Consider the following 11,594-nt stretch of genomic DNA (forward strand, 5'->3'; position numbering starts at 1 on the left):
CGTCTTTGCAGGTTTATGCGTTGCGGTAGTGCTCCGCGATCCCGGCCACGATGCGGCACATTTGGCCGTAGTGTTCCTCCATGCTTTGCAGCAGGCGGTACTGGGCGTGTGTGCGTACGAGGTTGTGGTCGGGGTATTTTATCTTGTAATAGGTGTCGCCGTCGATGTAGTCCATCAGGAAGCGCAAAACCTGTTCGAACGTGATGTACCGCGCCGAAAAGGCCAGGTGGTCGATTTCCGTGTCGGTGAGCTGCGCCGCACGCTGCGAGAGGTATCCGTCGGTGTAGGCGCTGAACATTTCGAGCGAAATGCCGACGCGCGACAGGTCGCGGTCGTCCTCGTCGCCCGTATTGGCATAAGAGCGGATCGCATCACCGAAATCGTTGAGCGACGTGGAGGCCATCACCGTGTCGAGGTCGATGGCGCAGAGCACCTCGCCCTGTTTGTCGAACAGGATGTTGTTGATCTTCGTGTCGTTGTGCGTCACGCGGGTAGGGATCGTACCGTCCTCGACCTTCGACCAGAAAGAGAGCATCTCGGCGCGCCGCGACTCGATCCAGCCGATCTCCCCCGCGAGGTGCATTTTGCGCCCTGCGGCATCGCGGGCCAGGGCGGCGTCCCATTGTCCGAAACGGTGGCGGATGTTATGGAACCCTTTGATCGTCTCCGCCAGCGGTTCGGTGAAATCGTCCAGCTGGGACTGGAATTTCCCGATGCCTTCGCCGCCCTTGCGGGCCAGTTCCGGGGAGTCGGCCTTGTTGTAGGCAACCGTGTCGTCGATGAAGACCGTCGCGGCCCAGTATTCGCCTTCCGCGTCGACGTGGTACAAGTGCCCGTCCTTTGCCGGGACGACGGTCATCACCTCGCGCCGCGGGTCGCCTCCGGCCGCAATGACGCCGCGGCGGATGTGTTCCGTGACCCGGCGGATGTTGTCCATCATGGCCGGCACGTCGGGGAAAACGGCCTTGTTCTTGCGTTGGAGGATGTAGTCGGGGGCATCTGCTTCGGTGCGGACGATGAACGTGTCGTTGATGAATCCTTCGCCCAGTGAGTCGATGGCCGCGATGGGGCCTTCCAAGGCGAAATTCGATGCGATCTCTCTTAAATTCTCCTTCATGGCGTACGGTTTTCTGTGTTTTCCGCGCTATAACGGTTGCACACCCCAAAGGTACTAAAAAGAACGCAGTCCTGCAACGGAATCGCGTAAAAATAAAACTTTTTTCTTTTAACAAGGGTTTTGGTAAGTATTTTTACGATCGGATGTTTAATTCGTTATTGAATTTACCGACATGTCGCTTGGTCGAAAATAAAATCCCCGGCAACTAATTATTGCCGGGGATTTTTCGACGACGGGAGTTGCCCGTTTATTTGATATAGCTGGTCAGCATTTTCAGGCTCCCGCCCGGAACCGCGCGGAGCGATTTCACCGTGGCGGGGAGTAGCACGGTCTCCCCCTGGTGGATCGGCATTTCGTTGCCCGAGTCGTCGCAGATCGTTCCCTTGCCTTCGACACAGATCACGACGACGAACGAATCCAAAGCCGAATAGTCGATGGTCAGCGCTTCGGTCAGGTCGTAGAGCGAGGTGGTGAAATAAGGGCACGACACCAGTTCCACTTCACGATCCTGCGCCTTCTGGTAATGCGTCCGGTAATCGGGCAGTACGGTGTAGTCGATGGCGTCCTTCGCCAGTTCGGTGTGCAGTTCGCGGGTGTTGCCGTTGGCATCCTTGCGGTTGAAATCGTAGATGCGGTAGGTGATGTCCGAGGTCTGCTGTATCTCGGCGATAAACGCCCCGGCCCCGATGCTGTGGACGCGTCCGGCCGGCAGGAAAAAGAGGTCGCCGGGGTGGATTTCATATTCGGCGAGCAGGTCGGTGATGGTGTTGTCCTCGACGCTGGCTTCGTACTGGGCGGGCGTCACCTGCTTGGCGAATCCCGAGCGCAGGCGTGCGCCTTCGTCGGCGTCCACGACGTACCACATCTCGGTCTTGCCTTTCGATTTGTGGCGCTCCCATGCCAGTGCGTCGTTCGGGTGCACCTGGATCGAGAGATCCTGACGTGCGTCGATGAATTTGATCAGCAGCGGGAACTCCTGTCCGAAGCGTTCTGCATTGGCCTTGCCGAGCAATGCCGCGCCGTGGCGTGCGATCAGCCCGGGCAGGGTGGTGCCCGCCTCGGGGCCTCCCGCTACGACCGATTCGTTACCCTTGACGCCCGAAAGTTCCCAGCTTTCGCCGACCTGCTTCTGGTCGGAGGCGATGTGCTTGTAGGGGACGATCTTTTCGCCGCCCCAGATTGTCGATTTGAGAATGGGTTGGAACTTATACATAATTTTTTATTCCCTGATGCTGTAAAGAATTATTGTTGTTTCTGTGCGTCGAGCTGGCTCAGGGCGAATGCGTAGGCACCCACCGAGATGGCGTTGCTCGCGCCGAGTTTCGAGATCATGACGCCGATGCGTTTCTGGGGGTCGTATGCCACGTAACGATCCGTGCCGTAAACCTTCAGCGCACGCTGGTCGCCCTTGGCGAACTCCTTGAATTCTTCCTCGTTGTCCAGGTCGTAGACCTTCATCTGCACGCGGTTCAACTCCTCGCCCGTGATGGTGTGCATCTTGCCGCGCAGTTCTTTCAGCAGACTGGGCATGATGTACTTGCGGGCTGCGGTGATGCCGCCGCCGATGACGATGAGCCCGTCCACCAGCGTCACGGCCGTTGCCATGGCGTCGCCGGCGATCTCGCCCAACTCGGCGAAGGCCTGTTTGGCTGCTTCGACATCGCCGGGACGCTTGCCGTCGGCGATTTCGCAGATGTCCTTCGGCTCGAACGCGTGTTTAACGTCGCCCGAGACCTCGCCGTAGACCCGCTTGATGGCGCGTACCGCCACGCCGTCCTCGACGATGATGTCGGGCATCTTCTTGTGTTTGAGGCAGAAGGTCTCGACACACGAGTTGTCGCCGCGGTTGAGTTGATTGTTGACCACCACACCGATGCCGAAGCCCGTGCCGAAGGTGTAGCCCACCAGGTTTTTGTAGCGTTTCGGGCAGCCCAGGGCTTCGAGCTTGGCGTTTACCTCGGGCAGGGCGCCGCCCAGTGCTTCGCCATAGGCGAACAGGTCGCCGTCGTTGTTGATGAATACCGGAATGCCGAATTTGTATTCGAGGAAGGGCCCCAGCGCCACGCCTTCGCGGAACGAGGGGAAATTGGGCAGGTAACCGCCGATGATGCCGTTGGGATAATCGGCCGGGCCCGGGAATGCGAAGCTGATGGCGACGGGTTTGGCCTCCAGTTTGTCGATCACGGCCTGGAAGCCTTCGACCATCGTTGCCAGGCATTTGTCGAGGTCGTCCGCATTCGACGGCATGGTGATGGGTTCGACGATGAATTTGTTGGCCTGCATGGCTCCGAACACGAGGTTCGTACCTCCGGCATCGAGAGTGATGACCACCCGGTTGTCGTATCTGTACATGGTTGCTATTTATTTGTTGGTTTCAGCATTTTTCTGCGCAGGAATCGGCCATGCGGTGCGTGCGGTTCATGCGGTGCGAGCCCTTCCCCGATCCTGCGGTTGCACCTGGTTGCAGAACCCCGGCTCCCGGAATCCGGTTGCAGACAGGTTCGTGCTGACTGGCTGCCCCTGGGGGTCGGAGGTTCGGTTCACTGGTTGCATTCGGTACCGGTATTTAGCCCAGCAAAGATAGTAAAAATAACCGAACGATGCGGCCTGCGGCCTGAAAGTATGCATGTCTGGTGCGATTTTTTGTGTTGCGGGCGCGAATATCCGGGCCTTTGTGCCTGCCGGCTGTTTTTCCGGCTGTCAACCTTGCTGTTTTCCGGGTGTTTTTATTACCTTTACGCACGGTAGTGCCCGGCCACAGGGAATTCGATGTGGGGTAGCCGCGCGGCACCGGGCGCCGTATTCCGGAATTAAATCGTAATATTATGAAAATCAAGATAATGATGTTCTTAGCCACGGTGGCTCTGTTGGCTGTCGGCGCGGAAATAAGCGCCAGGAGCAGCAGCCGGGAATCCGTCCGTCCGCCTTGCCCTACGGGGATGATACGGGCCGGCAATGCTGTCCGGACGGGATATTCCGCGGACAAGGTGCACGGCGTGCATGCGGGGGAAAACATGCCGGATTCCGCCCTGGGGATGCTGCGGCGGTTTTACGCGGAATACATAGCCGCGTGGTTGCGGAATGGTGATAATGAAGAAGGCCTGGCGATCCTGCGGCGATACCTGACCCCGCGGTTGTTCGGCCGGTTGCAGCGGATGTATGCGGAAATGGAGCTGGATTACGATCCGTTCCTGGAGGCGCAGGACTGCGATGAAAGTGTGCTGGAAAATCTCCGTATCGAAAAGGATTCCGTTCGGACGGATGTTTACCGGATCTTGCTGTGGGATAATTTCAACCGGGAATACCGGAAAGCCGAATTGCTGCTCAGGCACGGGGAGGACGGATACCGGATCGACGGCATCCTCTCCCTGCCGGATCGCTATACCCGCGATCCGGACTGAGGAATTCCAGTCCCGTTTTTATATCTTTGCACAACGAAATAATTATTCCGTTAACCCGAAAACATTACTATGAAAAGATTGCTGACCCTCGCCCTGTTCGCCGTGCTGCTGCTCCCTGCCGTTGCGCAGGAACTGACCGTAGCCACCTACAATATCCGTAACGCCAATAAAGGCGACGCCGAACGAGGCAACGGCTGGGAACGCCGCTGCCCCTGGGTATGCGGGCTGATCGAATTCCAGGGGTTCGATATTTTCGGCAGCCAGGAGGTGCTCGACGGGCAGTTGCACGATATGCTGGCGCAGCTTCCCGACTATGCCTATATCGGCGTGGGGCGCGACGACGGCAAGGCCAAAGGCGAATATTCCCCCATATTCTATAAAAAGGAGCGTTTCCGGTTGCTGGACGAAGGCCATTTCTGGCTCTCGGAAGTTACCGACCGTCCCAACAAGGGGTGGGACGCCGCGCTGCCCCGCATTTGCACATGGGGGCATTTCCTGGACAGGCAGACCAGGCGCCGGTTCTGGTTCTTCAACCTGCATATGGATCACGTCGGTGTCCGGGCGCGCGAGGAGAGCGCCAAACTGGTCGTCGCGAAGATCCGCGAAATGTGCGGCCCCAGGGAGTTCGTGATCCTCACGGGCGATTTCAACGTCGACCAGAACAACCCCATCTATACGACCTTCACCGCCTCGGGGGTATTGGCCGATTCGTATGAAACCGCGGCCAGACGCTATGCCCCGAACGGGACGTTCAACAATTTCAACCCCACGCTGAAAACCGACAGCCGTATCGACCATATTTTCGTGTCGCCTTCGGTGCGTGTGCACGATTACGGGGTGCTGACGGACACCTACCGTTCGCAGACCACCCGCAGCGACGAGGAGATCAAGTCCGGAGCATTCCCCAAGGAGGTGTCGTTGCACAGCTATGAGGCGCGGACGCCGTCGGATCATTTCCCGGTCGTCGTGCGGCTCGAATTCTGAGGAGGTTGTTCCGGCAGGGACTGATTCAAATGTAACGATAAGATGAAAAATGTATTTTTTGCCGCATTCTTCGGTGCTGCGTGTTGCCTGTCGGGATGCCGTCAGGAGGCAGCGACCCCCGCAACGGGGGAGCATTATGCGTTTGCCGAAGAGATGTTCCGCAAGGTGTGGGACATGTACCGGGTGCCGGAATACGGCCTGTTTTCGGAATATTACCCCAATAGCTACCGTCCCGATGTAAATTATTTCGACGACGGGGCGAAAAGCACGCAGGAGGTTTCCTTCCTGTGGCCCATGGACGGGGTGTTCACCTCGGCGGTCGCGCTGGCCGAAGTTGATCCGGTGAAATACGGCAGCTATGTTGATTCGATGGTGATGGCTGTTGAGCAGTATTACGACGACGGGCGCATGCCCGCCGGGTATCAGGCCTATCCTGTCAGGATGGGCAAGGTCGACCGTTATTACGACGACAACGGGCTGGTCGGACTGGCCTACGTCGCGGCCTACGGCGTGACCCGCAATCCCGCGCACCTGGAAAAAGCCAAGCAGGTGATGACCTTCATCCTGAGCGGCTGGCGCCCCGACCACGACGGCGCCGTGTCGTGGCTCGAAGGGGTAGAGAACCAGAAGCCGGGATGCGCCAACGGTAAGGCGATGCTGCTGGCGCTCAACCTGTACGGGGCGACGGGAGACCCCTATTACCTGACTGCCGGGCGCCGTTTCTACGACTGGATGGAGGCCTACCTGCACGATCCGGAACTGGATATCGTCTGGAATTCCTGGCTCACGCAGCCCGAAGCGCGTCTGGACAAGGCGGTCTATTCCTATAATACGGGGTTGCTGCTGCAGGGTGCCGTCGCGTTGTATGGATATACCGGCGATCGGGTTTATCTGGACAATGCCCGCCGGCTGGCCGAAGGAGCCCGGAAATTCTATTTGCCGGAGACGGAGGACGGCGCGGCCGCGAACCGTGATTTGCCATGGTTCTATCTGGTGTTGTTGCGAGGCTACCAGGCTCTCTACGACCTCGACGGCGATCCGAAATACGTGGATATATTCATCCGCTGGATGGATTGGGCGCGCCGGAACGCACGGGATGCCGCCGGGCTGTTTTACAACGACTGGTCGGGGAAGAAAGACGAATCGGCCACACCCAAATGGCTGCTCGACGAGGCTTGCATCCCCGAGTATTTCGTCCGTGCGGCTTTGATCCGCAGGGAAGTCGTGCCGGCCGCCTTGCCCCGGTAGGATCGTTTCCGCATCGGGCGGGCGGCAATGTTCGGCGGGCTTCCCCGGCAGGAATGGGCGTGCCGGTGCGGGATGTGTGCGCTCCCGGGCGACAATCGCATGATAATTTTGCCCGGCCAGCATCTATAGACGAAATAAATGCTATTTTTGCCGCAAAATCCGACCTATGAATACGAAAGCCAAAGGTTACCTTCTGGGTGCTGTCGCCGCAGCTACTTACGGCATGAACCCGCTCTTTGCCCTCCCGCTCTACAAGGCGGGGATGGATCCCGATTCGGTATTGTTTTTCCGCTATCTTTTCGCCATCCCGCTGTTGGGCATCATGCTCAAGGCCCGCGGCCGGGATTTCAAGCTGCACCGCCGTGAGATCGTGCCGCTGGTACTCCTGGGATTGCTGGTCGCCCTCTCGTCCCTGTCCTTGTTCCTGAGCTACAATTACATGGATGCCGGCATCGCCTCGACGCTGCTGTTCGTATATCCTATTTTCGTAGCGTTGATCATGGCCTTCGGCTTCCGGGAGAAGCTCTCCCCGCAGACTGCATTGTGCATCTTGCTGGCATTGGCCGGTATCGGGCTGTTGTTCAAAGGCAGTGACGGTTCGACACTCAATATCACGGGGACGGTTCTGGTGATGGTTTCGGCTTTGTCCTATGCAATTTATATCGTCGGCGTGAACCGTCCGGTGCTGAAATCCGTTGCGACGCTCAAGGTGACGTTCTACGTCCTGCTTTTCGGGTTGCTGCTTTACGTTGTCCGGCTGGATTTTGGCATGGCAGTCCATGTGCCCGATAAATGGTACCTGTGGGGGAACCTGCTTGCACTGGCCGTTTTCCCGACGGCGATCTCGTTTTTGTGTACAACCAGCGCCATCCAGTACATCGGTTCGACACCGACGGCAATCCTCGGTGCCTTGGAACCTGTCACGGCCGTCTTCTTCGGGGTGATGATCTTCGGGGAGACCCTCACGCTGAGGATATGTTGCGGCATCCTGTTGATTATCATTGCCGTGAGCCTGATCGTCGCGGGAAATCGGGTAGCGGTTTACCTCGTGCGGTTCAGAAAACTTTTCCCGCGGCTTCCCCTGAAAAAGGCAGGCCGCAAAGGTTCCGACAGCCCTGACCGCAAGGGCAGGGAATAACCGGAATTGCCTTTTGGGGCCACGCATACCCTAAAATGCGTGCCGGTATCTATCCTGCGAAGCAAAAGACCGATCCGACCTTTGCAGTCAGTAATCCTGACGGTTATGAACGAAAGCGAGAACAGTGCAGTGATAATCGAAATCCGGCGAATGGTTCACGAAATGCTCCGCGAGATACGCCAAGTGAAACGGCAGCGGAATATGTTGGGCCGAAGGCCTATTCTTTAATTCTACGGATATGTCCATAAAAGGCTCTTCGGCGTGGGCGAAACGGTCGGTGATTTGGAAGAAGATCGAATAGCAATACGGAGTAATTTTTGCAGCATTACCTATCAAAAAAACACCGTCATGATTATGCCGAAAATTTTGATCGTAGCGACCGGAATCGGAGCCTATGCCAATGCAATTCTACCCACCGGATTATGGCTCAGCGAACTGACACACATCTATCACCGAGCGAAAGGGCTGGGCTGCAAGATAACGATCGCGAGTCCGAAAGGCGGTGAGATACCGGTCGATCCCGAGAGTTTGAAGCCGTTCACCCTCGATAAGATGTCCAAAGCATATTGGAACGACCCCGAATTTCGGGAGCTGTTGCATCATGCCCAAAGTCTCGATGAAGTTGCGGGGCGACGGTTCGACTGTGTTTATCTGGCTGGAGGACATGGTAGCATGTACGATTTCCCGGACAATGCCGTCCTGCAGGCAATTCTCAAAACGCATTTTGAAAGCGGCAAAATCGTGTCGGCGATTTGTCACGGCGTATGCGGATTGCTGAACGTTGGGCTGTCTGACGGGCAGTTGCTGGTAGCCGGTAAAAAGATCACCGGATTCAGCTGGTTCGAGGAAACCCTTGCCCGGCGCAAAAAGGTTGTTCCTTTCGACCTCGAAGCGGTGCTGAAAGAACGGGGTGCCGATTACCGGAAAGCATGGATTCCGATGACTTCGAAAGTCGTTGTCGACGGAACCCTGATCACTGGCCAGAATCCGCTCAGCTCCAAGGAAATGGCGAAAGTCGTATTGAATCACCTGACTAAAAGGGAGATCCGATGAAAAATAACCAGTTGATGATCTACGGGGCCTACGGCTATGCCGGAGAGCTGATGGTGCGCGAGGCTGTGGCACAGAGGCTCCGCCCTATTATCGCCGGGCGAGATGCCGAAAAGCTGAAACCTATCGCTACGGAACTGAGCCTCGAATGCCGGGCTTTCGGTGTACGGAATACCGGAAGCAATTTACAGGATATAAGCGTACTACTCAACTGTGCGGGGCCGTTTTCCGCCACGGCGGAGCCGCTGGCGCGAGCATGTCTTGCGCAACAGATCCACTACCTCGACATTACGGGCGAGATCGACATCTTCCGGAAATGCCATGCGCTGGATGAAGAGGCGCGGCAGCAAAACGTCCTCATTTTGCCAGGTGCCGGAACCGACATCGTGCCAACCGACTGTCTGGCGGCGATGCTTAAGGAGAAACTGCCCGTCGCCACGCGCATCGATCTGGCTCTCTCGTTCGGCACCAATCCAAGTATCGGCACGGTCAACACCATGATCGAGAGTTTCGGCAAAGGCGGGTTGATCCGCGAGGGCGGTATGCTGAAAGTCGTTTCGAATGCCTTTCAGATGCGGAAAATCCCGTTTCAGAATAAGCCCCAGTGGGCAATGACGATCCCCTGGGGGGATGTTTTCACCTCCGGAATATCTACCGGAGTTCCCGATGGCGCAGTCTATATGGCTATGCCGAGAATGAGCATCTATATGATACGATTGACCAACCCGGTCAAAGGGATTCTGAATACCCAGTTCGGGCAGAAGATCACGAAGCGTCTGGCTGGCTGGCTGATGAAAAAAGGGCCTGACGCCAAAGCGCTGGAGGCCGGGCGGGGACAATTCTGGGGCGAGGCCGAGGCTCCGGACGGCGAAAAGCTGGAAATGACGATGTCCACCCCCAATGTCTACGCTCTGACCGCCACGGTCGGTATCCGGATCGCGCAATATTGTCTGGATTATACCGGCCCGGGCGGATATTACACGCCCTCCATGTTGTTGGGAAGCCGGTTTATCGAATCGATACCGGGCATAGAAGTGCATGTGCTCAATCAAAGATTAAGAAAGATTTAGCCAAGGTTTTTTCTGTTTGTTGCAGTATCTTTCAACTGCTTTTCTGCCCCCCCCCTCAGGGGCTCGAACCCTGAATCCCAACATTGAGAGTGTTGTGTCTACTTCGCGGACAAAAACGAAGTTTTTGTCCGTAACCGACTGATTTAAAGATTAATCACCCTCTCGCCGTTCGTCTGTTTTCGGCAATTTTCAGTAGCTTTGATTTCTATATAAAAAATCCCCGACCGTATGGCCGAGGATATATTTCTCAATTAGACAGAATTATTTAAGGTCTTTGGCTTTGATGCGTACGACCTTTCCATCTCGCACAACCACCAATTCGCCGTCCTCTTTTTTTGTTTTCTCAATCAGACGCTTTCGGGCAAGTAAAATCCCTGCATTGATTTTCTCCTGCATTTGTTTTATTTCAATCTCGCTCATAGTCTGCAATTGTTTTGTAGGATAACGTATCTTCTATTTTGATTGTTGTGTTTTTCGCTCCCGAAGCGATGATTTTAATTTCTGCATCTGCCGAACTATTGTCGTATATCGTCCAGAAATTACAAATCGGCGTATAAAGTGTTACAAGATTCCTAATCCCGTTCGCATAACGACGGCGAATGACATCCGACGGGATATTATGGCCGCCCTCGCTTACGCGTGTTGCAACACGCTCGATAGCTTGTTCAGGAGTCGGCAGCCAAAAATAAAGTAGGGTTACAAAGTAGCCTTTCGCGTGTGCCCGTTCGATAAATTTCACATAGGAACGGAGTTGCCAACGTCGTTTCAAATGCAAAATCCGCGCCCTCGGCAAGTAAGTCATCCATACGTTGCAACATCAGTCGCCCTGCTTCGATTGCCACACTTTCGGGATTGAACGGCGACAGCCCTTTTGCAATTTCATCGGCATTGACGAACTCTTTGCAACCAATACGGTGTAGGATGCAGTCGTTTTTCCGGCACCGTTACAACCCGCTATGATATAAAGTTTCGGCATATCGTATGAGCAAAGATAGATAATTTATATAAATTGTTCCAAATATTTCTCCTTAAACCCAGCCAGCGGGAATTTAAAATCTCTTTGCTTCCCCTCTGTTGTCGTATAGTTGATAATAACCGTATCGCTTTTTATATGCAATTCGAATAGGTTTATCTTATCGTGTCCCCATTCAAGGATATTCGGCATAAGGAGCAATATCTCTGCGTTGGATTCAGTCAATGTACATTGCATCTGTACTGTTATCTGCCCTTTGCGCTGAAAAGTTGTATATCTCTATCTGTATCGTCAGGCATGTATACATAAATCGCGGGCGCAAATTCATCGGGTTTGCGTGATATAGCCAAGCACATCCCGTAAAAGTTATCATCGGCAACGATTTTTCAAATCATCATGCGCTGTTCATCGCTGCTCTGCCGTCATTCTGTTTTTGGTATTCTGTTCATTTTAGCTAAAATTTATGTTGTTATGCTGTTGTTAGTGTTGCCCTCTTTACGCAGGAACAGTTCAAAGTCGTGAAGATATGCAATCAAATCAGATATTCAGCGACCGAAATTGCGACAAACGGGATAACAAAGAGCGGTGTTTGGATGCCGAGCCGTATTTGCCG

The 11,594-nt window shown here is 55.2% G+C and carries 10 protein-coding genes and 1 pseudogene; 6 read left to right on the plus strand and 5 right to left on the minus strand.

Annotated features, from left to right (window positions below; genetic code table 11):
• Positions 1 to 13: 13 nt before the first annotated feature.
• The 3 genes from QVP03_RS11430 to QVP03_RS11440 all read right to left on the minus strand — a co-directional run bounded on the left by QVP03_RS11430 (position 14) and on the right by QVP03_RS11440 (position 3,469).
• Positions 14 to 1,117 carry a phosphotransferase enzyme family protein gene (locus tag QVP03_RS11430; RefSeq protein ID WP_018695311.1) on the minus strand — a complete coding sequence of 368 codons (1,104 nt, stop codon included), beginning with the start codon at positions 1,115 to 1,117 and terminating at the stop codon, positions 14 to 16.
• Between the two features lie 247 nt (positions 1,118 to 1,364).
• Complete coding sequence (locus QVP03_RS11435) at positions 1,365 to 2,330, minus strand: type I phosphomannose isomerase catalytic subunit (RefSeq protein ID WP_022333556.1); 966 nt, start codon at positions 2,328 to 2,330, stop codon at positions 1,365 to 1,367.
• Positions 2,331 to 2,359: 29 nt separating this feature from the next.
• Entirely contained in the window at positions 2,360 to 3,469 is a 1,110-nt protein-coding gene (locus QVP03_RS11440; RefSeq protein WP_022333557.1) for an ROK family protein, read from the minus strand.
• Between the two features lie 473 nt (positions 3,470 to 3,942).
• Between QVP03_RS11440 and QVP03_RS11445 the strand changes: the two genes are divergently transcribed.
• From QVP03_RS11445 to QVP03_RS11470, 6 genes are all read left to right on the plus strand, one after another.
• Entirely contained in the window at positions 3,943 to 4,518 is a 576-nt protein-coding gene (locus QVP03_RS11445) for a DUF3828 domain-containing protein (RefSeq protein ID WP_256166274.1), read from the plus strand.
• Positions 4,519 to 4,587: 69 nt separating this feature from the next.
• Positions 4,588 to 5,502: an endonuclease/exonuclease/phosphatase family protein gene (locus QVP03_RS11450; protein ID WP_022333559.1), complete on the plus strand. Its 915-nt coding sequence runs from the start codon at positions 4,588 to 4,590 to the stop codon at positions 5,500 to 5,502.
• Positions 5,503 to 5,544: 42 nt separating this feature from the next.
• Positions 5,545 to 6,750, plus strand: a complete 1,206-nt coding sequence (locus QVP03_RS11455) for a glycoside hydrolase family 76 protein (protein ID WP_022333560.1) — start codon at positions 5,545 to 5,547, stop codon at positions 6,748 to 6,750.
• Positions 6,751 to 6,916: 166 nt separating this feature from the next.
• The gene (locus tag QVP03_RS11460) at positions 6,917 to 7,888 is read left to right on the plus strand and encodes a DMT family transporter (protein WP_022333561.1); all 972 of its coding nucleotides are present in this window, start codon (positions 6,917 to 6,919) and stop codon (positions 7,886 to 7,888) included.
• A gap of 348 nt (positions 7,889 to 8,236) precedes the next feature.
• Positions 8,237 to 8,941, plus strand: coding sequence for a type 1 glutamine amidotransferase domain-containing protein (locus QVP03_RS11465; protein ID WP_022333562.1), 705 nt, complete (start codon positions 8,237 to 8,239; stop codon positions 8,939 to 8,941).
• Positions 8,938 to 10,008, plus strand: a complete 1,071-nt coding sequence (locus QVP03_RS11470) for a saccharopine dehydrogenase family protein (RefSeq protein ID WP_022333563.1) — start codon at positions 8,938 to 8,940, stop codon at positions 10,006 to 10,008. The genes QVP03_RS11465 and QVP03_RS11470 overlap by 4 nt, the downstream gene beginning before the upstream one ends.
• A gap of 261 nt (positions 10,009 to 10,269) precedes the next feature.
• On the opposite strand, the gene QVP03_RS11475 is transcribed toward QVP03_RS11470, so the two are convergent.
• Complete coding sequence (locus QVP03_RS11475; RefSeq protein WP_022333564.1) at positions 10,270 to 10,428, minus strand: hypothetical protein; 159 nt, start codon at positions 10,426 to 10,428, stop codon at positions 10,270 to 10,272.
• Positions 10,415 to 10,984 (minus strand): annotated as a pseudogene (locus tag QVP03_RS11480) (zeta toxin family protein). Before QVP03_RS11480 ends, QVP03_RS11475 begins: the two are co-directional and overlap by 14 nt.
• Between the last annotated feature and the right edge of the window lie 610 nt (positions 10,985 to 11,594).

This window comes from Alistipes sp. CAG:29 (assembly GCF_000435435.1).
Taxonomy (GTDB): domain Bacteria; phylum Bacteroidota; class Bacteroidia; order Bacteroidales; family Rikenellaceae; genus Alistipes; species Alistipes onderdonkii.